The sequence below is a fragment of the Rhizobium sp. Root274 genome, from assembly GCF_001429245.1.
Classification (GTDB): Bacteria; Pseudomonadota; Alphaproteobacteria; order Rhizobiales; family Rhizobiaceae; genus Allorhizobium.
Genome location: NZ_LMJE01000007.1, coordinates 469,841 through 494,398, shown reverse-complemented (window position 1 = coordinate 494,398; position 24,558 = coordinate 469,841). Strand labels below are relative to the sequence as shown.

The following is a 24,558-nucleotide window of genomic DNA, read 5'->3' as shown; positions in this document are numbered from 1 at the left end:
TCACTGGCCCAACCGTTCGAGGAGGGCAGGGACGTGCACCTGGTCGGCCTTGTAGTTGCCGGTCAGCATGTACATCATGATGTTGACGCCCGAGCGGAAGGACATCTCGCGCTGCATTTCGTCGGCGGGGACGACGGGCAGGACGCTGGCGCCATTGGCATCCACCGCCCAGGCGCCGAGCAGGTCGTTGCCGGTGATCATGATCGGCGTCACGCCATCTCCGGAGGAGGCCACGCCGCTGTTGCTCGATTGCGCTTCCTGGCGGGCCTCGACCCAGAGGGGACTTCCTTCATAGCGGCCGGGGAAACCCTGCAGCAGATAGAAGGAACGGGTCAGGACGTGATCGGAAGGCACGGGCTCAAGCGGCGGGATGTCGATATTGGCTAGGATCGCCTGAAGGCGCTCGCCATTGGGTGTGGGGGCACCTTCATTGCCAAGCGAGGAGAACTGGTCGCGGGTGTCGAAGAGCACCGTGCCGCCTGATCGCATATAGGCGTCGATCCGGCTGATGGCGGCGGCAGAGGGCATCGGCGCCGTGGCCGAAATCGGCCAGAAGATGATCGGGTAGAAGGACAGCTCGTCCTTGGTGATGTCGACGCCCACGGGCGGAGCCGGCTCCAGTGTCGTGCGATAGGTGAGGAAGTCGGTGAGGCCCTGTAGGCCTTGTTCGGACAGCCGATCGACGTCGTCTTCACCTGTCACGACATAGGCGAGGTGGGTGTTGTCGAGCCGCTCGAGGATTTGTTCGTCGTCCGGCTTGGCGTCGGAGGCAAGCGTCTGGCCGGCAGACATTACGGCGGCCAGCCCAAAGGCGACCGCCAAGACCCCTGCGGTCGCCGCCCGTCTTGGCAACCTGGCCAATGCGCCGCCCATGAAGAGCACGATCAGGCTGTCGAGCACCAGCAGCAGGAAAGCTGTCGAGAGCAGCCCGGCCTTCAGTTGCACGGCGGCGGTGCCGGCCATGGGTTCGCGGGCCACGGTCAGGCCGCCGGGACTTTCAAGCGGGCGCAGCTCTGTTCCCGTCGGGAGCAGGTTGAGGGCAGTGAAGCCATCCTCGGTGCCGTAGAGGCCGGGCGGGTTGTCGAAAGTGGCGGCGTCAGGGCGATCGGGGCCGAGTGCGAGCGGCCGTGCGGTCCCCGCTTCGGAGGTGAGCGCGCCGCGCTCGTTGAGCAGTCGGTAGGGCGGAAGTGCCGGTGCGGTCGCCTGGCCGGTTTCGGGTTGCACGGTGCCGACACGGGTCAGCTGGACGACGCGGCGGAGCATTTCGACAAAGGTGCCGGAGATCGGCAGATCCGACCAGGCTGCGTCGGCGCTAACATGGAAGAGCACGATGCGGCCGGCGCCCTTTTCCTGGACGGTGACCAGTGGCGTGCCATCGGCAAGGCTTGCCCAGGTGCGGCCCGCCAGATCGGGACTCGGTTCGGCCAGCACCTGGCGCTTGACCAGGATCCCTTCGGGCTTCGGCATGCCGGCAAAGGGACCGAAGGTTGGAAAATCGGCGAGCGGCTGGGGTTCGGCCCAGGAGAGGGCACCGCCCAGCGCCCGTTCACCCTGGCGCAGCAAGACCGGCACCAGGGGATCATCGGCGGGGGCTGCGGCAAGACGGGGACCTGCAAAGCGGATCAGCGTGCCGCCGCGCTCGATCCAGGCCTGCAGGGGCTCATAGACATCGGCCGGCAGCCGGCCGACATCGGCGAGCACCAGGGCGGACGGGTTCTGGTTGAAGACTTCGGGAATGGCGACGGCGAGGTCGGGTTCGCCCGGTTTCACCAGATCCGCGTAAGGACCGAGCGCGCGCTCGATGTAATAGAGCGGTGACAGCAGCGGCTGGTAACCGTCGCTGCTGTCACCGGAGACAAGGGCCACCTTGCGACGGCGGAAACCGTCATCGAGCAGGTAGGTCGCGCCTGCCGAGGCGATGCCCGATATCGAAAGGCGGGCGAAATCGTTGCGGAGTTCAAAGGGAGCGGTGATCTGACCGGTCGCCTCAGTCGTTCCCGCCGCGAAGTCGACTGCGCCGGAGGCGATGACGCGGCCCTGGCGGTCCTGCGCATCCACGATGACCTGACGGGGTTCGGTGCCATCAAGGCGCGAGAGGCTGACGCTCAAGACATCGGCGCCGTTGTTTGCGCCGGTGATGGCGATGGCGGACGGTCCGTTGTTCTCGATCAGGCGGAATTCGGCGGGAGAGAGCGTCGCCAGATCGGTAAGAAAGGCGTCTTTGGCATCGCGGCTGATGCCGTCGGCGATATAGGCAAGTGTGCCGGGGCGCTCCGTGGCGAAGCTGGTGCGCAGCGCCTCAAGGGTGCGGGCGCGATCGGGACGCAAGGGACGCGGTGCGGCGGCGGCGAGTTTTTCGAGCGCCACGGCTGGTGTGCCCGGGGTGGCGTCCTGCGCCTGATCGGCGGTGAAGAGGATGGCGACGGGGAGGCTGCGACCGGCTGCGTCGCCGATGAGCGTTGTCGCGGTCTCGACGCGGCGATCCCAGTCGGCGGCGGTGGACCAGCTGTTTTCCACCACGAGAAGCAGCGGGCCGTCGCCGGAGAGCGTCGCGTTGCGCGGGTTGAGCACGGGATCGGCCAGCGCGAAGATCACAATCGCGGCCATCAGCATGCGCAGAAGCGTCAGCCACCAGGGGCTCTTGGAGGGTGTTTCCTCGCGCTTCAACACGCCGGCGAGGATGCGCAGCGGCGGGAAGACCTCGTATTTCGGGCGCGGCGGCGTGAGCTTCAGCAGCCACCAGATCAGCGGCAGGGCGAGCAAGGCGCCGAGGATGGCGGGGGCGCCGAAGGCGAGCGGAAGTCCCATCATAGGCTTGCACTCCGGGCAACGGCCGGCGTCATGCCCGAGAGGTGCATGTGGACGGCGACGAGGGCTTCGGAGGCGAGCCGGTCGGTGCGGTGATGAGTGAAACTCCAGCCCATGCGGCGCAGATGGTCCGAAAGACTGTCGCGGCGGGCGAGATAGGCGCGGCGATAGTCGTCGCGCAGCGTTTCGGCGCGGCCGGAGGTGAGCTTCTCACCGGTTTCGGGATCTGTGAATTCCGTGCGGCCGGTGTAGGGGAAGGTTTCCTCAGCGGGATCGGCGATCTCGACGACATGGCCGCGCAGGCCGCGCCTGGCGAGCGGAGCGATGCGCTCCATGACCCGATCGGCGTCGTCGAGGAAGTCGCCGATCAGAACGATGTCGCTCGCGCCTCGGATCATCCGGGTATCCGGCAGGCCCGAGGTCAGCGGGGCATGCATGATGGCGGCGGCGAGGCGTTCGGCGGCATTGCGGGCAGAGACCGGCTCCATGATGCCGGGGCAGCCGATGCGTTCGCCGGAGCGGGCGAGGATTTCGGCGAGTGCCAGCATCAGCACGAGGGCACGGCTTTCCTTCGAAACGCTTGCCAGCGTCGACTTATACATCATCGACGGCGACATGTCGGCCCAGAGCCAGACCGTGTGGGCGGCTTCCCATTCGCGGTCACGGATATACATGTGATCGTCACGGGCCGAGCGGCGCCAGTCGATGCGGGCGAAACTCTCGCCATCGGCATAAGGGCGGAACTGCCAGAAGTTCTCGCCGATGCCCCGCTTGCGGCGGCCGTGCCAGCCGGCAATCACGGTGTTGGCGATACGCTTGGCCTCGACCATGCAGTCGGGCACGAGCACGGCGCGTTGGCGGGCGCGCTGCAGCACTTCGCTTCCGGGTGTCTGTTCGACGATCTGGCCGATCGATGCCACGCGGTCAGAGCCTCCGTCAGCTGCGCAGGTTGGAAACGAGACCGGCGATGACGTCGCGCACGGTCATGCCTTCGGCGCGGGCGGCGAAGGTCAGCGCCATGCGGTGTTCGAGCACCGGCTCGGCCAGAGCATGCACGTCGTCGATCGACGGTGCCAGGCGGCCTTCGTAGAGCGCGCGGGCGCGGGCGCAGAGCATCAGCGCCTGACCGGCGCGGGGGCCGGGGCCCCAGGCGACGTTCTTGTCGGTCGTTTCATTGCCATGGCCGGGGCGGGCGGAGCGGACCAGCGACAGGATCGCGTCGACCACCGTGTCGGAGACTGGCATCTGGCGGATCAGTTTCTGGATTTCGACGAGACGCTCGCTGGTGATGACGGCACTGGCACGGTTGTCGCTGATGCCCGTCGTCTCCAGCAGGATCTGTCGTTCGGCGGCGAGTTCCGGGTAGAGAACGTCGACCTGCAGCAGGAAGCGGTCGAGCTGGGCCTCGGGCAGCGGGTAGGTGCCTTCCTGCTCCAGCGGGTTCTGGGTCGCGAGCACGTGGAAGGGTGCCGGCAGCTGGTAGGGCTGGCCCGCAATGGTCACGTGATATTCCTGCATCGACTGCAGCAGCGCCGACTGGGTGCGGGGGCTGGCGCGGTTGATTTCGTCAGCCATCAGCAGCTGAGCGAAGACGGGACCCTTGACGAAGCGGAAGGAGCGGCGGCCGTTTTCATCCTGATCCATAACCTCGGTGCCAAGGATGTCGGAGGGCATCAGGTCGGGGGTGAACTGGATGCGGTTCGCGTCCAGGCCGAGAACGGTACCGAGTGTCGTCACCAGCTTGGTCTTGGCGAGGCCGGGGACGCCGACGAGGAGTGCATGACCGCCGGAGAGGATGGCGAGCAGGGTGTTTTCGACGACCTTTTCCTGGCCGAAGATGACCTTGGCGACTTCCGCACGAATGAGAGCAATGTCGGCTAGTGCCTTTTCGGCCTCAACGACAATGGCCTTCTCGTCCAAGGCGACATCCGGGTTCGGCATCATGCCCATGGTCTGCTCCATCAGGTTTTGCCCAATCGGCGGATGAAGTCCGGCGAATCGAATGGGCGCGATCCTTGCATCCTATCAAACTAACTTATTGGCGACATGCCGGCTGACAAGCGCGCCTCGAATGACTATCTCGTGACTGTGATGGCAGAGAGACAAAACCGGGACGCAAACATGGCAGGTGATACCTTGAAGGCGACCACGGATGCGGCAGACCTTGCCGCGCTGATTGCGCGGGCGGCAGCGCAGACGGAAGGCGGAAAGCCCGGACTTCCGCCCGTGGACCGTTGGGAACCGCCTTTTTGTGGCGATCTCGACATGGAAATCCGCGCGGATGGCACCTGGTTTTACATGGGGACGCCGATCGGGCGCGCACCTCTCGTGCGGCTGTTTTCAACCGTCCTGCGCAAGGACGAGGACGGGAAAACCTATCTCGTAACTCCTGTGGAAAAGGTCGGGATCCAGGTTGAGGACGCGCCTTTCGTCGCCGTGGAGATGAGTGCGAGCGAGCGCGACGGGGTGGACGTGCTGACGTTCCGTACCAATGTCGGCGATGTGGTGGAGGCCGGCTCGGAGCATCCGCTGCGCTTTTCCATCACTGGCGAGAACCATGAGCTGAAACCCTATCTGCATGTGCGGGGACGGCTGGAGGCGCTGGTGTCACGGGCGGTGATGTATGATCTCGTCGCGCGTGGCGAGGTGCGGGAGGTGGAGGGTCAGCAAATGTTCTGCCTAACCTCCGGAGGTGCGGTCTTTCCGGTGATGCCGGCCGATGAACTGGACCGCCTGTCCCGATGAGTGAAGCCTTGTTTACAGCACAGGATTTCCGCCGCCGTGCCTTGGAGCAGGTCGCGCCGCTTGACCAGGCCTGGCGCGAGCATGGCGACCATGTGCTCAATCGCGACAGCATTCTGGAAATCGAGCAGCTGAATTTGCGCGATGCTGCGGTGTTGGTCGCAGTGATCGACGATCCCGACGAGGCGCGGGTGATCTTGACCAAACGGACCGACAAGCTGCGCAAACATGCCGGGCAGATCGCCTTTCCGGGCGGCGGGATCGACGAGGCGGATCTGTCGCCGGAAGAGGCGGCGCTGCGCGAGGCGGAGGAAGAGATCGGACTTGACCGGCGTTTCGTCGAGACGGTCGGGCGGCTGCCGCAATATCTGGCGGGGACCGGATTTCGCATCCAGCCGGTGCTGGCGGTTGTCCAGCCGGGTTTTGTCATCACGCCCAATCCCGACGAGGTGGAGAGCGTGTTCGAGGTGCCTCTTTCCTTTCTGATGAACCCGGACAACCATCGCCAGGACAGCCGAGTCTGGCAGGGCGCGGTGCGGCATTTCTACGTGATGCCCTATCGCGACCGGCACATCTGGGGCATTACAGCCGGGATCATCCGGACACTTTACGAAAGGCTCTATGCATGACCAATCTGTCCGATCAGCCCTGGTTTCAGGAGCCGGGCCTGAAGCGCCTGATGGCGCTTCTGAACGGCGGTGGCGCGGAGACGCGGGTGGTCGGCGGTGCCGTGCGCAACAGCCTGCTCGGCATGTCGGTCGGCGATATCGATCTGGCGACGACGCTCCTGCCGGCCGAGGTCACGGGGCGGGCCGCAGCCAAGCAGATCAAGGTCGTACCGACCGGGATCGAGCATGGCACGGTGACACTGGTCGTGGACGGCCGGGGCTATGAAGTGACGACGCTTCGGCGGGACGTGGCGACGGATGGGCGACATGCCGAGGTGGCCTTCGGGGCCAGCTGGCAGGAAGACGCCGACCGACGCGACCTGACGATCAACGCGCTTTATGTCGGTCTCGACGGCGAAGTCATCGATCTCGTCGGCGGTCTTTCCGATATGGAGACGCAGACGGTCCGCTTCATCGGCGATGCCGAGCAGCGGATTGCCGAGGATTATCTGCGGGTTCTGCGTTTCTTCCGGTTCTTTGCCCATTATGGCCGGGGGCGCCCGGATGCAGCGGGCCTGAAGGCCTGCGCGCGGGCGCGGGCGCAGCTGAAGACGCTTTCGGCGGAACGTGTCTGGAGCGAGATGAAGAAGCTGCTTGGTGCGCCCGATCCGGGCCGGGCGCTTCTGTGGATGCGGCAGTCGGGCGTCCTGACCGAAGTGCTGCCGGAAACGGAGAAATGGGGGATCGACGCGATCCCGGGCCTGATTGCTGCCGAACAGGCGCTGGGCTGGGCGCCGGACGCGTTGCTCAGGCTTTCAGCGATCACCCCGAAAGATCCGGCGCGGCTGGTCGGGCTTGCCGAGCGGCTGAAGCTCTCCAATGCCGAGGCGATCGCGCTTGACCGCTTTGCAAGGGCGCCGAAACCGCAGGAGACGGTGACCGACGTTGCCTTCGACCGGGACCTCTATCGCTACGGCAAGGAGGGCATCATCGCCGTGCTGAAGCTGGAATTGGCTTCTGCCCGTAGCCAGGCGGAAGGCGGCGATGCCAAGGCCATGGCGCGAAGCGGGCGGATGTCAGCGCTTCTGAAGCGGGCAGAGGGTTTTGAGCGGCCGGTGCTGCCGATCAAGGGCAGCGACGTTCTGGCCGCAGGCATACCTTCGGGCCCGAAGGTGGGCGAGATTCTTGGCAAGCTCGAGGAGGGGTGGATTGCATCCAACTTCACCCTCGACCGCGAGCGGCTTCTGGCGCGGATCTCGGAACTGGCTACAAAGTGATCTGCGGCGGGCGATACGTCAGACCGCAGTCTGTTGCTCTTCGCGCTGACCTTGCGGGCGGTCGCGGATGCGGTTCTTGATGTTCTCGACCATGGCTGGTCGAATGATGTCCTCGCCATGGGTCGTACGCAAATGCTCGACCGCGCGCCGCACCACTTCCGACTCTTCCTCGGCGCGGGTATGCCAATCGCAACCGGGTACCAGTGTTCCACATTCAAAGGTTTTCATGATGGCTCCTCCTTCGGATACTCCCTGGAGGCCTAACCAGAGTGACGAAGTTTTGTTCTGACGCTCGCGCACAAAAAAGCGCCCGCAGATGGCTGCGGGCGAGGGTGGATGCGCGGTGGATCTGGTATGGGTCAGTCTGGTCTTGCCCAGCAGTTAAAAACGGACTGGTTCGCTGCTGCCTTGCCGCGATGGGCGCCGGTTTCGATGGCGTTGGCGGCGGCGTGGTCGGTGAGATCGGCCCCTGCCAGACCCAGTCTGACCTGTTCGACGAAGTAGGAATGCGGCAGGTCAACATCACTCGACGCTCGCAGTTTTTCCGCCAGCCGATCAATCAACTCGGGCGCCTCGATCGGGCGGTCTGCGGGTTCACTCACGCGGGCACTGGTCACTGCGCCGGACGGGTTCATGGTAACTCTCCTCCTCCACATTGCGTGCAGGGGCAGCATGGGCAACCGTCGCGGCGAACGCAATGCAAACCGTCAAGTTTTCCGGGCAAATATCATAACTGTCCGGAATCCTAGGCCATTCTTTTTCGTGAGCCGGCGTGAGCGTTCCGATGTGAGCGTTAACGCCTGATTTCAGGGATAACGGACAACCGGAGGGAGCGAAGACAGGATTGATTCGACGTTGCCGCCCGTCTTCAAACCGAAGATCGTGCCGCGGTCATAGAGAAGGTTGAACTCGACATAGCGGCCTCTGCGCACCAGTTGTTCGTCGCGATCCTGCTCCGTCCACGGGGTGTTGAAATTGGAGCGGACGATCTTTGGATACACCATGTTGAAGGCGCGGCCGACGTCCTGAACAAAGGCGAAGTTGGCGTCCCAGCCGCCTTTTTCCGGCTGCGGATAGAGCCAGTCGAAGAAGATGCCGCCGATGCCGCGCGGCTCGTTGCGATGGGGCAGGAAGAAATATTCGTCGCACCACTGCTTATAGGTCGGGTAGTCGGCGACAACTGGGTGGCGCTGGCAGGTGATCTCCAGGGCGCGGTGGAAGAGGCGGGTATCCGGATCCTCCTGGGTGCGGCGTCGGTCGAGGACGGGCGTCAAATCTGCGCCGCCGCCGAACCACTGGCTGGTCGTGACGACCATCCGGGTGTTCATGTGGACGGTCGGGACATTGGGGTTGACCGGATGGGCGATCAGCGAAATGCCGGAGGCCCAAAAGCGCGGGTCTTCCTCGGCGCCCGGCATCTGCTTGCGAAATTCCGGCGAGAATTCGCCATGGACTGTTGAGGTGTGAACGCCGACCTTCTCGAAGACGCGGCCTTCCATCATGGACATGCGGCCGCCGCCGCCCTTGCCTTCCTCGCGCTGCCAGTCCTTCTGCGTGAAGCGGCCGGGTTGGCGGTCGGAGAGGGGGCCTGTCAACTCGTCTTCCAGCGCCTCGAAAGATGCGCAGATGGTGTCGCGCAGGCTTTCGAACCAGGCCCGGGCGGCAAGCTTCTTGCCCTCGATGTCGTCAGGCAATTCCTTTGGCAGATCCGGTCGCTGCATCTTTTCCCCCGCGCGTATTCCAATCCCCGAATATCAGGTCGGGGCCGTCCCTGCCATATGGTGCCCCACGTGTTCCATGAAAATCGACTCGCCTTGAGGTTTTGTCTGGTCTAAACTTTGCCTATGCGAGGGATGTCATGACGAAGATGCCCGGCCCGCCCAAGTTCAACGGCCTGAAGAAGCGCATTGCGGATCACCGCGCAGCGGCATCCGGGCGCAGCAGCAGCCAGTTCGTGCGCGAGACCTATTGCCTGACGCGCGAAGAAGCCCGCGCCAAAGCCCGCGAATGGTTTGATGATTTTCCGAAAGCCGCCTACTGGACGGAAGTGGAGAGCTGGCGCCAGCTTGAAGGCGACCAGATCGAGTTCACCATGCGGCGTCTGCCGTCTGCCGACTGACGGCGCGGATCCCGGTTGTCGGCGGGCCTGTCTCATTCTTGACCAAAGTGGGTATTCGCTAAAATGCCTCTGATCCGGGTAAGCGAAAGACAAAACCTTGATGGCATGTTGGATGTCACACAGCCGGGATGATCCCGGTGCCGGTGCGACATGAGATGCGACACAAGGTTTTTCCATGACATCAGTCGGGTTCAATCTGACTTCGGCCAGTTCTGCTGCGATGCTTGACGCCTCGTCGAAGGCGCTGGAGCGTGTGCGCCAGGCAGCCTCTGTCCGAGACACTGCTGCTCCCGCCAAGACCGCGGCTCCGACGGTACCGGATAGCAACACCGCCTACTGGTCCATCCCGACGACGTTCAGCGCTTCCAGCCTGTCACTCGGCAGCGTTCAGGATGCGAACGGGCTTGCGGCGGCGGTCACCGATACAGCGGCGAACGGGCTTGAACAGGCAACCGAAATCGTGGGCCGGATCCAGCAGAAGCTGGTGCAGGCCAAGGCTGTCGGTGCAAACAAGCCGGCGATCAATGCCGAGATCGACACGATGAAGGCGAGGCTCTCGGAGGTCATCGACGAGAGCGCGTTCAACGGTGAGAACTGGCTGCAGGTGAATGCCGGTCAGCAGCCGAAGGTTGCCTCGCTGCTCGCATCCGTGTCGACCGGCGATCAGGGAGACGTGTCGATCAACATGATCGACTTCGATACCGCTCAGGCGACGCTGGTGTCGAAGGAGAAGGCCGACGACGGCCTGCTCACCCGCGCCTATGCGGGCACGAGCATGAGCGGCGTGCCCTATGATTACTACCTGATGGACGCAAACTCCTCCGTGCCGAACCGTTCGAGCGCTCGGGAGATCCGCATCGATGCCGCGACCGGTTCCGACCAGATCGACGGAATGATCTCTGCGCTCAACCGCGTGCTGATCGACATGGTGGGGGCGAGTGCCGAAGTGGGCGCGGTACGCAACCAGATCTCGGGGGATGACGGCTTCATCGAGGGTCTGGCGCAGGCAAGCGACCTCGGGACCGACAGCCGCGTGGGCAGCGACCTGGACAAGGATGAAACCAAGCGCATGGCCGTGGAGGCGCAGTCGCAGCTTCAGGCCTCGGGCCTCAACATCTCCAATGCCTCGATGGCAGGCTGGTTGAAGATCTACCTGTAAGACGAATCCTCGCCTCAGTTTTCGGCGTCGGCTGGGGCACCCGTCAGCGACGGGTGCGGGACTTCTTCGGGCCGGACTTCAAAGGAGCTTTCCGGGCTGCCGTCGGAGCGGTTTCCTCTGGCTTGCTCGTGAGCGGGATGTCCGGCTGCGCCTCCGTAGCGGCCTCCATAGCCACGGCGGCGTCAGAGGCAGGTGTCGGGGCGGCTTCGGTTGCGGTCGTCGCCTCGATCGTGACTTCGCTCGTCTCTTCGGCTACCGGTTCTGCCAGTTCTACGACGGGTGCCGCCATGACCGGCAGCGGTTGCTCGACCAAGGCTCGGGTCGCCTGGTCCGGTGCGGCCAGGGCGGTTGCTGAGGGGACGGAGACGCTGGCCTCTGCGGTCTCCTCGGCTTGCGGTTCTGGTGCCTGAACGATGTGGCCGGCGAGGATGTCGGTGATGATCTTCGTCACCTTGATGGCGCCCGGCATATCGGTATTGGTCGAGTGGCCGCAGAAGGGGACGCGGATATCCGTTGCGATCTTTGGGCGGGAGTTGAGCTCGCCAAACCAGTCGAGTTCGCCGACGACGTCGGTGATATCGGCAAAGGCGTCCGGCATCTTGATGCGGCCGCCGAAGGTCACGATACGGGCGGTGTTGGCGAGGAGCTCCAGCCGGGCGGGGTCGCTTGCCTTCAGCGCATGGAGCGCATCGGCGATCACCCGGTTGCCGCGGGAATGGCCCGCAATCAGGGTGAACGAGAAGGAGGGATCGGCCAGCAGGCTGGTGACGGTATCGGCGTCGAGGCCGCGGCTCTTCTTGCCATCACCGTCCTCATCGCGTTTGCCATAGGCGCCGAGTTTGGGACGGCCCACGACGTCGTCAATGACTTCGAGATTGCTTCTGATGTGGCCGAGCCAGCCGAAGAGGAAGGCGCCGGCGATCGCCTCGTTGACGATGTCGCCGAGGCCGTAACCGGAGACGACGGCGGCGACGGGCTCGCCGATGGCGTTGGCCACGTTGCGGGCGAAGGCGGCAGCGCCGATGGCCGAACCGCCCATGCCGGCGACGGCAAGCGCATGCACGTCGCGGCCACCGCGCAGGCGGTATTCCTCGACGCTGTCGCAGATTGTGAGCATCGGGCCGCCCGTGGGCGGGACGATCATGATCAGGCCTTCGGAGGCCAGGCTGTCGCTGATGTAGAAGGTTTCGTCAGATGTCAGCGCCTTGACGTCGTAGTAGAGCGCGTCGAGGCCGGTGTTGCGTAGGCGCCAGGGTTCGAGCGCGGCGTTTCGCGCGGTGCGGTGACGGACGCGTTCCGGCAGGCTGAGGGATCGTGCAAACTGGGTCAGTCCAAGGGCGAATGCTGTTTCAAACATGTCCAACTCCCGTGTTTTGCTGCATTGCAACATATCGCGGATCGGATGATTTAGCAAATGCCGTTGTAATCCCCGGCTGCCGAGCCTCGCGCGGGATCAAGGATAGCCGGTTCCCGACGATCTCGCCTTGACGGATGCCTGTTTACCACGTTTCAGGATACGACATTGGTCTGACGCAGGGCCTCGCCAGCAATCATCGCGGCGGACATGGCGACGTTGATCGAGCGTTGACCCTCGACCATGGGAATGATGACGCGGGCATCGGCCGTGTCGTGCACATGGTCGGGCACGCCGGCACTTTCGCGGCCGAAGAGCAGGATGTCGTCTGGCCGGTATTCGAAGCGTGTATAGGGATCGGCGGCGCGGGTGGAGGCGAGCACGAGACGGCGGCCTCCCTCGCGGCGCCAGGCGTCAAAGCGTTCCCAGTTGACGTGGCGGACCATGACGGCGCTGGCGAGGTAATCCATGCCCGCGCGCTTCAGGTTCTTGTCGGACAGCACGAAGCCGGCCGGCTCGATGATATCCACGGTCAGCGCCAGACAGGCGGCGAGCCGGAGAATAGTGCCGGTATTGCCGGGAATATCCGGTTGGTAGAGGGCGATACGCAGGTCGGTCATGGCGGAGTTCTTACGGCAGGTGATGCGACGGCTCAAGGGCGCGGCTCCAGTCGCTGCGTCTGGAGGAAGAGGGAATGGCTGTGGTGCGGGAGCAACAGTTGCGACCGAATGTCTCGCCTGTTCGCGGCACGGCTGGAAATTGGAACAGGTCGGAGATAGAAGAGGGGCCTGTTCAACACGCAAGCGGGAGGGCCTTCGATGGATCAATTCGGTATGCTGCCCTGGCCGCGACAGCTTTTTATGGCGGCGTGACGGCGAACCTTTCGCCCTTTTTCCCAAACAGATTCATCCTGCGGCCATAACTGGCCTCAATCATTAAGTTTTCTGCGCATTTGCGACGCCTGCGAACGGGGTCTGCCTGCGCTTCAATTGCTGGAGTCATTCCCATGTTCTCGTGGTTTGAAAACCGCCTGAATGCCTATCCGGAGGGTGAGCCGACGCTGCCGCCGAAGGGGCTTGTCGCATTCTGCTGGCATTATACGAAACCGGCTTGGCCGTGGCTTCTGCTGCTGGGCCTGTGCTCTGGGCTGATCGCGGTTGCGGAAGTGTTTCTCTACCAGTTCCTCGGCAATATCGTCGATTGGCTGTCGAATGCCGATCCGAAGACCTTCCTTCAGACGGAAGGGCATACGCTGATCGGCATGGCGGCACTGCTGTTGATCGGTCTGCCGGCCATCGGTGTCGTCCATACCGTGACCATGCATCAGGTGCTGGCCGGTAATTTCCCGATGATCGCGCGCTGGCAGATGCACCGCTTCCTGCTGCGGCACTCGATGACCTTCTTCGCCAACGAGTTTGCCGGCCGCGTCTCGACCAAGGTCATGCAGACGGCGCTGTCGATCCGCGAAAGCGTGATGAAGATCATCGACGTTTTCATCTATGCGACGACTTTCTTCGTCTCGATGCTGGCGCTGGTTGCCTCCGTCGACTGGCGGTTGGGTGTGCCGCTGGTCGTCTGGCTGATCGTCTATGCGCTGATCCTTCGCAACTTCATTCCCAAACTGCGCAAGCTTTCGAGCGAACAGGCGGATGCCCGCTCGATGATGACGGGGCGGATCGTCGACAGCTATACCAATATTGGTACGGTGAAGCTGTTTTCGCATGCGGGGCGTGAAGAAACCTATGCGAAGGAGGGCATGGATGCGTTCCTGGGTACCGTGCATCGGCAGATGCGGCAGATCTCGCTTCTGAACATCTGTGTCGACATCAACAATGCCATCGTGCAGTTCGCGGTGGCAGCACTCGGCATCTGGTTCTGGCTGAACGGCAATGTCACGGTGGGTGCGATTGCGGTTGCGATCGGGCTTTCCATGCGCATCAACGGCATGTCGCAATGGATCATGTGGGAAGTGGCGGCTCTCTTTGAGAATATCGGCACTGTCTATGACGGCATGGGCATGATGACAAAGCCGCATGACATTATCGATGAGCCGCAGGCCAAGGCGCTTGCCGCGCCGAAGGGCGAGATCGTCTATGACGGCGTACGCTTCCACTATGGCAAGCAGAAGGGCGTGATCGAAGGCTTCTCACTGACCATCAAGGCCGGCGAGAAGGTCGGTCTCGTCGGCCGTTCGGGTGCCGGCAAGACGACGCTGATGAACCTGCTGCTTCGCTTCTACGATATCGAGAAGGGCAAGATCCTGATCGATGGGCAGGATATCTCGCAGGTGAGCCAGGACAGTCTTCGCGCGCTTGTCGGGGTCGTCACCCAGGACACGTCTCTGCTGCACCGTTCGATCCGTGACAACATCGCCTATGGCCGGCCGGATGCGTCAGATGCAGAGGTGATCGAGGCGGCGAAGCGCGCCAATGCCTGGGACTTTATTCAGGCGCTCGCCGACCAGCAGGGCCGCGTCGGTCTCGATGCCCATGTCGGTGAACGTGGCGTAAAGCTCTCGGGTGGCCAGCGGCAGCGCATAGCGATCGCGCGGGTCTTCCTCAAGGACGCGCCGATCCTGATCCTCGACGAGGCGACTTCGGCGCTCGATTCGGAGGTCGAGGCGGCGATCCAGGAAAGCCTGTTCAAGCTGATCGAGGACAAGACGGTGATTGCGATCGCGCATCGGCTTTCCACGCTGACGCAGATGGACCGGCTGATCGTGCTCGACAAGGGTCGGATCGTGGAGGAAGGCACGCATCAGCAGCTGGTTCAGACCGGCGGCATCTATGCCGATCTCTGGAACCGTCAGTCCGGCGGCTTCCTGCCGGACCAGACGGATCCGGAAGAGGAGCAGGCGAAGACGCTGCATGCCGAAGAGGCGGCCAAGGCGCTGGACGAGGCAGCCGAGGACGCGGCGGAGTGATCCGCTACCTGGCAAAACGACCGGGGACGATGATTGGGGGCAGAAATGCCCCCTTTCTGTTAGGTATTTGTTTTTCATGACAGACTGGCTGCAAGGAGGAAGGCAAGAAGTGCCCCCGACGGTGTAAGGTTTTGTTCACAGCCGGGCTGTCACGGAGGGGCAAGGGGTCGCTGTGATCCCGGTTCCTGTTTCAAGCGCGGATTTCAGTCGTGAAAAACCTCAAGATCAAAACCCTCTTGCCGCTTCTCTTCGGCCTCATGGTCATCGTCTCGCTCATACAGGGCGGCATTGCCATCCATTCGGTAAACGGCATGAGCGACCAGATCGGCGAACTCGGCGGTCGCATGGAGCGGTCTGTCCAGATCGCCGAGATCGAGACGCAACTCGGCGAAGTTCGCCGTCTCAACCTCATGATCCTCAACGCCAGCAATGCTGGCGAGAAGCGCAAACTGGTGGATGCAGCCCGTGCCGCAAGCGAAAAGCTCGGTGCGTCGATCCAGAGCTTCGAAGCGATGATCGTGCTGCCGACGGTTCGCCAGCATTTTGACGTGTTCAAGGACAAGGTGGCGCAGTATCAGGCGCTCGGTCAGAGTTTCATCGAGCAGGCACTGACCTCGAAGATCTACCAGGCCAAGGACACGATCGCGAAGATGGTGCCGATCGGCGGTGACGCCGGGGCGGCGCTTGAGGAGATCATCAAGGTCAATCATGACGTGGCTGCGACCCTCCGCGTCGAGAGCGAGGGTTCGGCACGCACGGCCTTCCAGCTTTCAGTCGCGGCCGTGATCTGCGCCGCATTGACGGCGCTCGCCGCGGCCGCCGTCAGTCTCTACCGCGTGGTGCGTCCGATCTCGGCAATCACCGATGCGATGCGGGGCCTTGCTTCCGGCAATACGGCGTCAGAAATTCCGTTCGGTGGCCGCCGCGACGAGATCGGCGAGATGGCAGAAGCAGTCGCCGTGTTCCGAGCCAATGCGATTGAACGGACCGAGCTCGAGCGCCAGGCCGAGGAGAACCGCTCGCTTTCCGAGACCGAGCGGCTGGCCCGCGAGGAACAGAAGGCGCGAGACGTGGCCGAAGTGCAGTTCGCCGTCGACCAGCTGGCCTCCGGCCTGCAGCGGCTGTCGGACGGCGATCTCGCCGTTTCGATCGATGCCCGGTTTACAGAGCATCTCGATGCACTGCGCATCAACTTCAACCAGTCGGTCGAGCGTCTGCGCGATGCGATGCTGGCGGTCAACGAGAATGCGCGCGCCATCGATGCCGGCGCCAACGAGATGCTCGCTGCCGCCGATGATCTTTCCAAGCGCACCGAACAGCAGGCGGCCTCCGTCGAGGAGACGGCAGCGGCGCTGGAACAGGTGACGACTGCGGTGAAAGATTCCTCGGTTCGGGCTGAAGAGGCGGGTCAGATGGTGGGCCGCACGCGTGCGGGTGCCGAGCATTCCGGCGAGATCGTCCGTCGTGCGGTCGCGGCCATGCAGCAGATCGAGAAGTCGTCGTCGGAGATTTCCAGTATCATCGGTGTGATCGACGAGATCGCCTTCCAGACCAATCTTTTGGCACTGAATGCCGGGGTCGAGGCCGCCCGCGCAGGAGATGCCGGCAAGGGCTTTGCGGTCGTGGCGCAGGAGGTGCGCGAGCTTGCGCAGCGCTCTGCCAGTGCTGCCAAGGAGATCAAGGGTCTGATCAACACGTCGGGCGAGCAGGTGCGCAATGGCGTGGCGTTGGTCGATGAAACGGGTCGGGCGCTGGAAACTATCGTGCGGGAGGTGCAGGAGATCAACCAGAACGTGGCGGCGATCGTGACTTCGGCGCGCGAGCAGGCAACGGGCCTGCAAGAGATCAATATGGCGGTCAACCAGATGGACCAGGGTACGCAGAAGAATGCCGCCATGGTGGAGCAGTCGACGGCGGCAAGCCATGGCTTGGCGCAGCAGGCCGCAACGCTGCTGCAGCTTATGGCGCAGTTCCGGACGGAGGAGGGCGGCCAGCGCCAGGCCGGCCGGATTGCTCCGGCTATGCCGACGAGCCAGCCGCAGATTTCGCCCGCACGCAGCCTTGGCCGCAAACTGGCTACTGCTTTCGGAGCGTAATTCGGCCGATGCCACAGACAGGCCGGTCCAGAGGTTGAGAGTAGGGCAGTCTGCGTTTTCAACGGTTCGAAGGAGGGGCAGCGATGCCCCTTCCTGCATTCAAGGCTGGTCAATTCAGCCGGTTGATCGTTCCATTCGTCGAATTGGCTTGTCCTTCCTCCCTCTCGACGGATATGCGGTGGCCTTTGATCACGGAGCCGCGGATCCTTTCCGCGAAATGCTATGCTGAAATATATGGACTGGCTCTGGGCGGTTCTCGCCGGGGTGTTGCTGGCGATCATGGTGACCATCAATAGCGGGCTTGCCGCCCACACCACGCCGTTTACCGCGTCCTGGGTGGTGCATGGTGTGGGCGCGGTCGCTGCCTTCGTGCTGCTGATGGCCAATCTGGCGATCGGTCGCAGGACCGGGCGGCTGAAGCCCGGCGGGCGCACGCCGCTCTGGACCTATTTCGGCGGAGCGCCCGGTGCGTTTGCCGTGGCGCTGAGTTCGATCGCCGTCAATTCGGAGCTGGCGCTGGCGGGCGGTCTGTCGCTGCTTCTGGTCGGCCAGATCCTGTTTGGCCTTTTGTCGGATCAGTTCGGCCTGTTCGGAACGCCGAAACGCGGGCTGAACCGGTTCGATTTCCTGTCCGCGGCTTGTGTGATCTGCGGAAGCGCGCTTCTCATCTTCTCCAAGGGGGCCTGAATGATCGGCGCTGTCGCAATAGCACTTCTGGGAGGCGCTGCCGTCGGCATGAGCCGGTCGATCAATGGCCGGCTGACGATGACGCAAGGGCCGTTCGTTGCCTCGGTGTGGAACCATGCGATCGGCTTCCTGCTGCTCAGCCTCTACATCCTCTTCATCCACCGGGTCGGGCTGCCGCTGCTGGCGGAGACGCCGGCCTTCTACTTTTTCGGCGGAATCATCGGCGCCTTCTTCGTTGCGATCAGCTCTTACGTCTTTCCGCGCCTCGGAGCTGCCCGGTCCGGGCTGCTGATCATCGGCGGGCAGATGATCACAGGGCTCCTGATCGATTATCTGCGCGGCACGGCGGAATTTCACCTTGGCCAGCCGGCCGGGGTCGCCTTGATCCTTCTCGGGATCTATCTGACGCGCTTTTCCCGCTGAGAGGGGCTTACGGCTGTGTTTTCGGCTTTTTAGTCATTTCGACAAGGATTGATTCTGCTCCCGGGTGTAGCCTTCCGTCATAGGAACACCCATGGAGGTGAATTCCATGCCGACAGCGACCGACCATCCCATTCTGCAAGGCAACCAGGCCGATGCGATCGGCCGAAGAGCGCTCGGCTTTCTCAGCAATCAGCGTCTTGCGCTCACGCCGGCGAATTTCCAGCTGATCTTCGAGGTCCTGGCCGAGGGGCGGGCTGAATTGCGGGAGGCATTCGTCAAGCTGCCGAAGCCGGTCCGGCAGGGCGATCTGACCGCACTCGCCAGCCGCTATCTGGTGGCATCGCCCGCACTCGATCAGTTGAAGGTCAGCACATCTGAGGCCCTCTCGACGCTTGGAGAACTGCGCAAGGCGCTGGAGGCGGGGACGCTTATCGTTCCGGACGACGCCGGGACCGAGGGTGGTGATCTTCTCTCCAGCGTCGACGATCAGGTTGGCCAGTGCCTGGAGGCGCTGCAACGTGTCCGGGACCAATTGGTGCCGACGGCCGTGGAGGTGCCGGGTCAGGAGCATCTGACGGCACAGCTCACCTTCGGGCTCGGAGGGTATCAGGCGCTTGAAGATCGCATCCAGGAAATGGTTGCCGGCGGACTTTCGGATCAGGGGTTGAGCCTGCTTCTTTGCAGGGTTGAAGGTCTCGAGCCGTTGGAGCGTGCCGGCCTTTCCAAGGTTTGCGACTACATGAAGAATACGCTCGGGCGGTTCTCACATCGCCTGATCGGCAAGGACGACACGGCCTATTGGACAGGACCGGACGAACTGGGTCTGCTGATCGGGGCGACCAGCGAGACTTATCTTGCTCAGCTCGGCGAGAAGCTGTCGCGGGTGGTCGCCGACGCCGAGGGAATTGCCCGCCGCTCGGTGAAAAGCCTGCCGAAGATGGCGTGCCATTTCGGCTGCGCGCGAACGCACCGACCGGTGCTTGCGGCGCAGCTCTACGGAACGGCCCGGCAATCGCTGCAGCGGGCGGAACTGACGGAGAGCGCGCTGCCGATCTTCAGCGAAGTCGCGGCCGATCCCGGCATGGCGCGGCGCTATGAAGCGCTCTACGGACGACGGCTGCGCTGAGACGTCTTGGTATTCCCGGAGGCCGCCCCTGCACCGGTCTCAGCGTGAACAATTTGTAATTCCACGCCCGCGCCATTTGCTTTGCCATCAAGGCGAAACCGCCTATATCGCAAAGCATGTTCCAAGCAATCGCACGTCTCTTCGAAAACTGGCTGGATCCCTTCGCGCGCTCGGATGACCTGAGGCCGCCGGAGAAGACCTTTGCCTTCGTCTGGTTCTATGTGCGCCAGGCGAAGATGGCCTTCTTCCTGATGGCGCTGTTTGGCGGGGCGGTGGCCATGCTGGAGGCGGGTCTGTTCTGGTTCGTCGGACGATTGGTCGATCTGCTGGATACCGTGCCGAAGGCGGCCGGATGGGACGGTCTGATTGCCGCACACGGGCTGGAGCTGCTCGCCATGGCGCTGATCGTGCTTCTCGGGCGCTTCCTGGTGGTGACCATCGGCGCGCTGGTCGAAGAGCAGGTGATCGTCCTCAACTTCTTCAACATGGTGCGCTGGCAGGCGCATGTGCATGTGAGCCGGCAGTCGCTGTCCTTCTTTCAGAATGATTTTGCCGGACGGATCGTTACCAAGGTCTGGTCGGCGGGGCAGTCAACGGGAGACCTGTTGACCTCGCTTCTGCAGGTCGTCTGGTTCATGGTGATCTACACCGTCTCGACCATGGCTTTGGTTGCCCAGCTCGATTGGCGGCTGGCGGCGATCATCGGGAGCTGGGTCGGGATCTTCTTGGCTCTGGCGCGCTATTTCGTGCCGAAGATCCGCAAGCACGCCAAGGAGACGGCGGAGGCTGCCTCCATGCTGAACGGCCGATTGGTGGACAGCTATTCCAATATCCAGACGCTGAAACTGTTCGGCCGTGAGCGGCAGAACGATCATTATATTCGCGCCGGCTTCGACCGGTTCCAGGATACGCTCAGGCCCTTCGCCAGGCTGCTGACGGGGGTGAGGTCGTCGCTTGCCATTCTGTCTGGCGTGATGATCCTGATGGTGGCCCTGTTGTCGGTGGATCTCTGGTTTGCCGGTGCCGTGACCGCCGGTGGCGTTGCCTTCACGCTCGGGCTCGTGCTTCGGCTCAACATGCTGCTTGGGCGGATGATGACGCAGCTCAACAGCATCATGCGCAATATCGGCACGATCCAGAATTCGGCCGAACTGGTGGCAAAGCCGATCGGGCTCACAGATGCGCCCGCCGCGACCAAGCTTGAGGTTCGTTCGCCGGGCATTCGCTTCGATGACGTGACCTTCCACTATGGACGGAAGAAGGGCGTTATCGGCAATCTGACGCTCCATATCGAGCCCGGGGAGAAGGTCGGCATTGTCGGGCGTTCGGGGGCGGGCAAGTCGACGCTCGTCAACCTGCTCCTGCGTTTCTACGACCTCGAAGGCGGGCGCATCCTGATCGACGGTCAGGACATCTCCAAAGTCACGCAGGAGAGCCTGCGCTCGCAGATCGGCATGGTGACCCAGGATACGGCGCTTCTCCATCGCTCGATCCGCGACAACATCCTGTTCGGCCGTGAAGACGCCGGCGAGGAGCGGCTGATCAAGGCGGCGGAGAGGGCGGAAGCGCTCGACTTCATTCAGAGGGTCGAGGACCAGCGGGGCCGCAAGGGTTTTGATGCGCATGTGGGCGAACGGGGCGTGAAACTTTCCGGCGGCCAGCGCCAGCGGATCGCGATTGCGCGCGTCATGCTGAAGGACGCGCCGATCCTTGTGCTTGATGAGGCGACATCGGCGCTCGACTCGGAAGTCGAGGCAGCGATCCAGTCCAATCTCGACCGGCTGATGCAGGGCAAGACGGTGCTTGCCATCGCCCACCGGCTGTCGACAATCGCCGCACTCGACCGGCTCGTCGTCATGGAAAAGGGGCGGATCATCGAGCAGGGCACGCATGCCGATCTGGTGGCGCTCGGTGGCCTTTATGCAGAACTTTGGGCGCGGCAATCCGGTGGTTTTCTCGATACCAGAAATGCCGAGCCGGCACTCTGAACTCGGGCCAGCGGCGTGTTTGGCGATGGCCTGATGGTTGTCTTTCCGCTGCCTCGTTCGAGGCGGTGCTCGTGCGTGTCACCTGCTTGACGATTGCCAGCCGTATTGCGTGCCCCGACCGCCATGGACGTGGGCGCCCAGTCTGCAATGACGCGTGGCTATAAGCCGCATGGGGACAAAGCCAATTTATTCCGCGACATAGTGGCTCCCCTCGGGTGGAAGACTGGACAGATCGGAATATCGAGCTTAGAACGCGCCAATCTGGCGGGGAATCTGTGGCCATGACATGGCCGAACTGTGATTCCCGCTGCGGGGGCAAATGCGGTTTGTCGCAGGATTGCGAAGAGGAAAAAGTGACCGTGAGCGAACACGAGACGACGACTGAACACGCGGGCGAGCCTACGCGCCGCGATTTTCTCTACATGGTGACCGGCATGGCCGGTGCGGTTGGTGCGGTTTCGGTCGCCTGGCCCTTCATCGACCAGATGCGCCCGGATGCCTCGACGCTCGCGCTCGCTTCGATCGAAGTGGACGTATCGGCGCTCGAGCCCGGCATGTCGCTGACAGTCAAGTGGCGCGGCAAGCCCGTGTTCATCCGCAACCGCACCGACAAGGAAGTTGAAGAAGGTAAGGCCGTGGCGCTTGCCGACCTCAAGGACCCGGTCGCCCGCAATGCCAATATCGATCCGACGGCTGAAGCAACGGACGTTGCGCGCTCTGCCGGCGAGGGCAAGGAAAACTGGATCGTCATGATCGGTTCCTGCACCCATCTCGGTTGCGTGCCGCTTGGCCAGTCCGGCGATTTCGGTGGCTGGTTCTGTCCCTGCCACGGTTCGCACTACGATACGGCCGGCCGTATCCGCAAAGGCCCGGCGCCTGCGAACCTTGCTGTGCCGACCTATGGCTTCGTTTCCGATACTGTGATCAAGATCGGCTGAGGGGATAAGACAAGATGAGTGGCCATTCCAGTTACCAGCCGTCCACCGGCATCGAAAAGTGGGTCGACGCGCGCCTTCCGCTGCCGCGCCTGGTCTATGACAGCTTTGTCGCCTATCCGGTTCCCCGCAACCTGAACTATGCTTACACCTTCGGCGCCATGCTCGCCGTGATGCTGGTCGTGCAGATCCTGACCGGTGTCGTGCTCGCCATGCACTACGCCGCCGAAACGACGGTTGCCTTCAACTCCGTCGAAAAGATCATGCGCGACGTCAACCATGGTTGGCTCCTGCGCTATATGCATGCCAACGGCGCATCCTTCTTCTTCATCGCCGTCTACCTGCACATTGCCCGTGGCCTCTACTACGGATCCTACAAGGCTCCGCGCGAAATCCTCTGGATCCTTGGCGTGGTCATCTTCCTTCTGATGATGGCGACCGCCTTCATGGGCTATGTTCTGCCCTGGGGTCAGATGTCCTTCTGGGGTGCGACCGTTATCACCGGCTTCTTCACCGCCTTCCCCTGGGTTGGCGAGTGGATCCAGCAGTTCCTGCTCGGCGGCTTTGCTGTCGACAACCCGACGCTGAACCGCTTCTTCGCGCTGCACTACCTGCTGCCGTTCATGATCGCCGGCGTCGTCATCCTGCACGTCTGGGCCCTGCACGTCACCGGCCAGACCAACCCGACTGGCGTCGAAGTCAAGTCGAAGACCGACACCGTTGCGTTTACGCCTTATGCAACGCTGAAGGACGCACTCGGCCTGTCGGTGTTCCTGCTGGTCTTCGCCTGGTTCGTCTTCTACATGCCGAACTATCTCGGCCATCCGGACAACTACATTCCGGCTGACGCTCTGAAGACACCGGCTCATATCGTTCCGGAATGGTACTTCCTGCCGTTCTACGCCATGCTGCGCGCCATCACCTTCAATGTCGGTCCGATCGACTCGAAGCTCGGCGGCGTTCTCGTGATGTTCGGCGCGATCATCGTGCTGTTCTTCCTGCCCTGGCTCGATACCTCGAAGGTCCGCTCGGCCGTGTATCGCCCCTGGTACAAGCTGTTCTTCTGGCTCTTCGTGATCAACTCGATCATCCTCGGCTGGCTCGGCGCCATGCCGGCAGAAGGCACCGGCCTGTTCGGCCTCCTGTTCCGCGGCGAATTCGTCGGCAACTATGTCGGTTACTCGCAGCTCGGCACCGCCTACTATTTCGGGTTCTTCCTCGTGATCATGCCGCTGCTCGGCCTGTTCGAGACGCCGAAGCGCATCCCGAACTCGATCACCGAAGCGGTTCTCGAAAAGAGCGGCAAGTCTGCTGCTGTCCAAGCCTGATAGCGCGAGAGAGGGAAACAAGAACAATGAAGAAGCTTCTCACGAGCATCGCGCTCATCGCTTCGATGGCCGGCTTCGCCGGCCTGGCCTCGGCCGCAGAAGAGGGCTCCGCTCTCGAGCATGCGGTCGAACATGCAGCCAAGAGCGGGCACTACCCGATCCTGAAGCCGAAGGAAGTCAACTGGAGCTTTGCCGGCCCCTTCGGTCACTATGACAAGGGCCAGCTGCAGCGCGGCCTGAAGATCTACAAGGAAGTCTGTTCGGCCTGCCATTCGATGAAGCTCGTGTCCTTCCGCACGCTGGAAGACCTGGGCTATTCGGAAGAGCAGGTGAAGGCATTTGCCGGCGAATACGAAGTTCAGGACGGCCCGAACGCCGACGGCGAAATGTACACCCGCAAGGCTGTGCCTTCCGACTACTTCCCGTCGCCGTTCCCGAACAAGGAAGCAGCCGCTGCCGCCAACAACGGTGCGGCTCCGCCGGACTTCTCGCTGATCGCCAAGGCGCGCGGCGTGACCCGCGGCTTCCCGCAGTTCGTCTTCGACATCTTCACGCAGTACCAGCAGGGCGGCCCGGATTATATCCATGCCCTCCTGACCGGCTATCAGGAGCCGCCGGAAGGCGTCACGGTTGCCGAAGGCACGCATTTCAACCCGTATTTCATGAGCGCTGCCGCTCTCGCCATGGCTCCGCCGCTCTCGGACGGTGCGGTTACCTATGACGACGGCACGCCGGAGACGCTCGACCAGTACGCTCAGGACGTCGCCGCGTTCCTGATGTGGACGGCCGAGCCACATCTGGAAGAACGCAAGCGCATGGGCTTCATGGTCATGGTCTTCCTCGCCATCTTCACGGCGCTGGTCTACCTGACCAAGAAGTCGGTCTATGCGAACAAGGAACACTGATCGGATTTTGATCGGTCGAACTTACAAAAGGCGGTCTTCGGACCGCCTTTTTTGTTGGGAGGGCCTGCCGAACTTGGTAT

Annotated in this window: 22 protein-coding genes; 14 read left to right on the top strand and 8 right to left on the bottom strand. The window is 63.0% G+C overall.

Annotated features, from left to right (window positions below; genetic code table 11):
- From ASE36_RS11335 to ASE36_RS11325, 3 genes are read right to left on the bottom strand one after another with little or no spacing between them, the layout of a single operon-like run.
- Nucleotides 1–2,811, bottom strand: coding sequence for a DUF4159 domain-containing protein (locus ASE36_RS11335; RefSeq protein ID WP_062279357.1), 2,811 nt, complete (start codon nucleotides 2,809–2,811; stop codon nucleotides 1–3).
- The gene (locus ASE36_RS11330; protein ID WP_062279355.1) at nucleotides 2,808–3,728 is read right to left on the bottom strand and encodes a DUF58 domain-containing protein; all 921 of its coding nucleotides are present in this window, start codon (nucleotides 3,726–3,728) and stop codon (nucleotides 2,808–2,810) included. The genes ASE36_RS11335 and ASE36_RS11330 overlap by 4 nt, the downstream gene beginning before the upstream one ends.
- 16 nt (nucleotides 3,729–3,744) lie before the next feature.
- Entirely contained in the window at nucleotides 3,745–4,758 is a 1,014-nt protein-coding gene (locus ASE36_RS11325) for an AAA family ATPase (protein ID WP_062281254.1), read from the bottom strand.
- A gap of 171 nt (nucleotides 4,759–4,929) precedes the next feature.
- On the opposite strand from ASE36_RS11325, the gene ASE36_RS11320 reads away from it, so the two are divergent.
- The 3 genes from ASE36_RS11320 to ASE36_RS11310 are packed head-to-tail and all read left to right on the top strand — an operon-like array spanning nucleotide 4,930 to nucleotide 7,435.
- Nucleotides 4,930–5,553 carry a DUF1285 domain-containing protein gene (locus tag ASE36_RS11320; protein ID WP_062281252.1) on the top strand — a complete coding sequence of 208 codons (624 nt, stop codon included), beginning with the start codon at nucleotides 4,930–4,932 and terminating at the stop codon, nucleotides 5,551–5,553.
- Nucleotides 5,550–6,179, top strand: a complete 630-nt coding sequence (locus tag ASE36_RS11315; RefSeq protein WP_062279353.1) for a CoA pyrophosphatase — start codon at nucleotides 5,550–5,552, stop codon at nucleotides 6,177–6,179. The genes ASE36_RS11320 and ASE36_RS11315 overlap by 4 nt, the downstream gene beginning before the upstream one ends.
- Nucleotides 6,176–7,435: a CCA tRNA nucleotidyltransferase gene (locus ASE36_RS11310; protein ID WP_062279351.1), complete on the top strand. Its 1,260-nt coding sequence runs from the start codon at nucleotides 6,176–6,178 to the stop codon at nucleotides 7,433–7,435. The genes ASE36_RS11315 and ASE36_RS11310 overlap by 4 nt, the downstream gene beginning before the upstream one ends.
- An 18-nt stretch (nucleotides 7,436–7,453) precedes the next feature.
- Here ASE36_RS11310 and ASE36_RS11305 read toward each other — a convergent pair whose 3' ends face one another.
- The 3 genes from ASE36_RS11305 to hemF form a co-directional block, all read right to left on the bottom strand.
- Entirely contained in the window at nucleotides 7,454–7,663 is a 210-nt protein-coding gene (locus ASE36_RS11305; protein WP_062279344.1) for a DUF1059 domain-containing protein, read from the bottom strand.
- Nucleotides 7,664–7,794: 131 nt separating this feature from the next.
- On the bottom strand, nucleotides 7,795–8,070 hold the full coding sequence (locus tag ASE36_RS11300; protein ID WP_062279342.1) for a hypothetical protein: 276 nt from the start codon (nucleotides 8,068–8,070) through the stop codon (nucleotides 7,795–7,797).
- Between the two features lie 171 nt (nucleotides 8,071–8,241).
- A complete protein-coding gene (gene hemF / locus ASE36_RS11295; protein ID WP_062279340.1) occupies nucleotides 8,242–9,156 on the bottom strand; it encodes an oxygen-dependent coproporphyrinogen oxidase in 915 nt (304 codons plus the stop codon).
- A 137-nt stretch (nucleotides 9,157–9,293) separates the two neighbouring features.
- On the opposite strand from hemF, the gene ASE36_RS11290 reads away from it, so the two are divergent.
- Together ASE36_RS11290 and ASE36_RS11285 are read left to right on the top strand one after the other, a co-directional pair.
- Nucleotides 9,294–9,554, top strand: a complete 261-nt coding sequence (locus ASE36_RS11290; protein ID WP_062279338.1) for a hypothetical protein — start codon at nucleotides 9,294–9,296, stop codon at nucleotides 9,552–9,554.
- A 175-nt stretch (nucleotides 9,555–9,729) separates the two neighbouring features.
- The gene (locus tag ASE36_RS11285) at nucleotides 9,730–10,713 is read left to right on the top strand and encodes a hypothetical protein (protein ID WP_062279336.1); all 984 of its coding nucleotides are present in this window, start codon (nucleotides 9,730–9,732) and stop codon (nucleotides 10,711–10,713) included.
- A gap of 43 nt (nucleotides 10,714–10,756) precedes the next feature.
- Here the strand turns inward: ASE36_RS11285 and ASE36_RS11280 are convergent, their stop codons facing one another.
- Together ASE36_RS11280 and ASE36_RS11275 are read right to left on the bottom strand one after the other, a co-directional pair.
- Nucleotides 10,757–12,070, bottom strand: a complete 1,314-nt coding sequence (locus ASE36_RS11280; protein WP_244474724.1) for a cell envelope biogenesis protein OmpA — start codon at nucleotides 12,068–12,070, stop codon at nucleotides 10,757–10,759.
- 152 nt (nucleotides 12,071–12,222) lie between these two features.
- Nucleotides 12,223–12,687 (bottom strand): tRNA (cytidine(34)-2'-O)-methyltransferase, encoded by a 465-nt coding sequence (locus tag ASE36_RS11275; RefSeq protein WP_062279333.1) that lies wholly within the window; start codon nucleotides 12,685–12,687, stop codon nucleotides 12,223–12,225.
- 386 nt (nucleotides 12,688–13,073) lie between these two features.
- Here ASE36_RS11275 and ASE36_RS11270 point away from each other — a divergent pair, with 386 nt between their 5' ends.
- The 9 genes from ASE36_RS11270 to ASE36_RS11230 all read left to right on the top strand — a co-directional run bounded on the left by ASE36_RS11270 (nucleotide 13,074) and on the right by ASE36_RS11230 (nucleotide 24,478).
- Entirely contained in the window at nucleotides 13,074–14,990 is a 1,917-nt protein-coding gene (locus tag ASE36_RS11270; protein ID WP_062279331.1) for an ABC transporter ATP-binding protein, read from the top strand.
- 209 nt (nucleotides 14,991–15,199) lie between these two features.
- Nucleotides 15,200–17,086, top strand: a complete 1,887-nt coding sequence (locus tag ASE36_RS11265) for a methyl-accepting chemotaxis protein (RefSeq protein ID WP_062279329.1) — start codon at nucleotides 15,200–15,202, stop codon at nucleotides 17,084–17,086.
- A gap of 222 nt (nucleotides 17,087–17,308) precedes the next feature.
- Nucleotides 17,309–17,773, top strand: coding sequence for a DMT family transporter (locus ASE36_RS11260; RefSeq protein WP_062279327.1), 465 nt, complete (start codon nucleotides 17,309–17,311; stop codon nucleotides 17,771–17,773).
- Complete coding sequence (locus tag ASE36_RS11255) at nucleotides 17,774–18,196, top strand: DMT family transporter (RefSeq protein ID WP_062279325.1); 423 nt, start codon at nucleotides 17,774–17,776, stop codon at nucleotides 18,194–18,196.
- Between the two features lie 106 nt (nucleotides 18,197–18,302).
- Nucleotides 18,303–19,322: a hypothetical protein gene (locus ASE36_RS11250; RefSeq protein ID WP_156378636.1), complete on the top strand. Its 1,020-nt coding sequence runs from the start codon at nucleotides 18,303–18,305 to the stop codon at nucleotides 19,320–19,322.
- Nucleotides 19,323–19,438: 116 nt separating this feature from the next.
- Nucleotides 19,439–21,310, top strand: coding sequence for an ABC transporter ATP-binding protein (locus ASE36_RS11245; protein WP_062279321.1), 1,872 nt, complete (start codon nucleotides 19,439–19,441; stop codon nucleotides 21,308–21,310).
- Between the two features lie 359 nt (nucleotides 21,311–21,669).
- The gene (gene petA / locus ASE36_RS11240; protein WP_062281250.1) at nucleotides 21,670–22,248 is read left to right on the top strand and encodes a ubiquinol-cytochrome c reductase iron-sulfur subunit; all 579 of its coding nucleotides are present in this window, start codon (nucleotides 21,670–21,672) and stop codon (nucleotides 22,246–22,248) included.
- A 14-nt stretch (nucleotides 22,249–22,262) separates the two neighbouring features.
- Nucleotides 22,263–23,573, top strand: coding sequence for a cytochrome b (locus ASE36_RS11235; protein WP_062279319.1), 1,311 nt, complete (start codon nucleotides 22,263–22,265; stop codon nucleotides 23,571–23,573).
- Between the two features lie 26 nt (nucleotides 23,574–23,599).
- The gene (locus tag ASE36_RS11230; protein ID WP_062279317.1) at nucleotides 23,600–24,478 is read left to right on the top strand and encodes a cytochrome c1; all 879 of its coding nucleotides are present in this window, start codon (nucleotides 23,600–23,602) and stop codon (nucleotides 24,476–24,478) included.
- The last annotated feature ends 80 nt before the right edge of the window (nucleotides 24,479–24,558 follow it).

What these genes read in the sequence shown, in the direction of transcription:
- ASE36_RS11255 (WP_062279325.1), top strand. Translation starts at nt 17,774, where the DNA reads ATGATCGGCGCTGTCGCAATAGCACTTCTGGGAGGCGCTGCCGTCGGC.
- ASE36_RS11250 (WP_156378636.1), top strand. Translation starts at nt 18,303, where the DNA reads ATGCCGACAGCGACCGACCATCCCATTCTGCAAGGCAACCAGGCCGAT.
- ASE36_RS11290 (WP_062279338.1), top strand. Translation starts at nt 9,294, where the DNA reads ATGACGAAGATGCCCGGCCCGCCCAAGTTCAACGGCCTGAAGAAGCGC.
- ASE36_RS11285 (WP_062279336.1), top strand. Translation starts at nt 9,730, where the DNA reads ATGACATCAGTCGGGTTCAATCTGACTTCGGCCAGTTCTGCTGCGATG.
- ASE36_RS11270 (WP_062279331.1), top strand. Translation starts at nt 13,074, where the DNA reads ATGTTCTCGTGGTTTGAAAACCGCCTGAATGCCTATCCGGAGGGTGAG.
- ASE36_RS11235 (WP_062279319.1), top strand. Translation starts at nt 22,263, where the DNA reads ATGAGTGGCCATTCCAGTTACCAGCCGTCCACCGGCATCGAAAAGTGG.
- ASE36_RS11315 (WP_062279353.1), top strand. Translation starts at nt 5,550, where the DNA reads ATGAGTGAAGCCTTGTTTACAGCACAGGATTTCCGCCGCCGTGCCTTG.
- ASE36_RS11305 (WP_062279344.1), bottom strand. Translation starts at nt 7,663, where the DNA reads ATGAAAACCTTTGAATGTGGAACACTGGTACCCGGTTGCGATTGGCAT.
- hemF (WP_062279340.1), bottom strand. Translation starts at nt 9,156, where the DNA reads ATGCAGCGACCGGATCTGCCAAAGGAATTGCCTGACGACATCGAGGGC.
- ASE36_RS11230 (WP_062279317.1), top strand. Translation starts at nt 23,600, where the DNA reads ATGAAGAAGCTTCTCACGAGCATCGCGCTCATCGCTTCGATGGCCGGC.
- ASE36_RS11280 (WP_244474724.1), bottom strand. Translation starts at nt 12,070, where the DNA reads ATGTTTGAAACAGCATTCGCCCTTGGACTGACCCAGTTTGCACGATCC.
- ASE36_RS11335 (WP_062279357.1), bottom strand. Translation starts at nt 2,811, where the DNA reads ATGATGGGACTTCCGCTCGCCTTCGGCGCCCCCGCCATCCTCGGCGCC.
- ASE36_RS11310 (WP_062279351.1), top strand. Translation starts at nt 6,176, where the DNA reads ATGACCAATCTGTCCGATCAGCCCTGGTTTCAGGAGCCGGGCCTGAAG.
- ASE36_RS11325 (WP_062281254.1), bottom strand. Translation starts at nt 4,758, where the DNA reads ATGGGCATGATGCCGAACCCGGATGTCGCCTTGGACGAGAAGGCCATT.
- ASE36_RS11320 (WP_062281252.1), top strand. Translation starts at nt 4,930, where the DNA reads ATGGCAGGTGATACCTTGAAGGCGACCACGGATGCGGCAGACCTTGCC.
- ASE36_RS11260 (WP_062279327.1), top strand. Translation starts at nt 17,309, where the DNA reads ATGCTGAAATATATGGACTGGCTCTGGGCGGTTCTCGCCGGGGTGTTG.
- ASE36_RS11245 (WP_062279321.1), top strand. Translation starts at nt 19,439, where the DNA reads ATGTTCCAAGCAATCGCACGTCTCTTCGAAAACTGGCTGGATCCCTTC.
- ASE36_RS11275 (WP_062279333.1), bottom strand. Translation starts at nt 12,687, where the DNA reads ATGACCGACCTGCGTATCGCCCTCTACCAACCGGATATTCCCGGCAAT.
- ASE36_RS11300 (WP_062279342.1), bottom strand. Translation starts at nt 8,070, where the DNA reads ATGAACCCGTCCGGCGCAGTGACCAGTGCCCGCGTGAGTGAACCCGCA.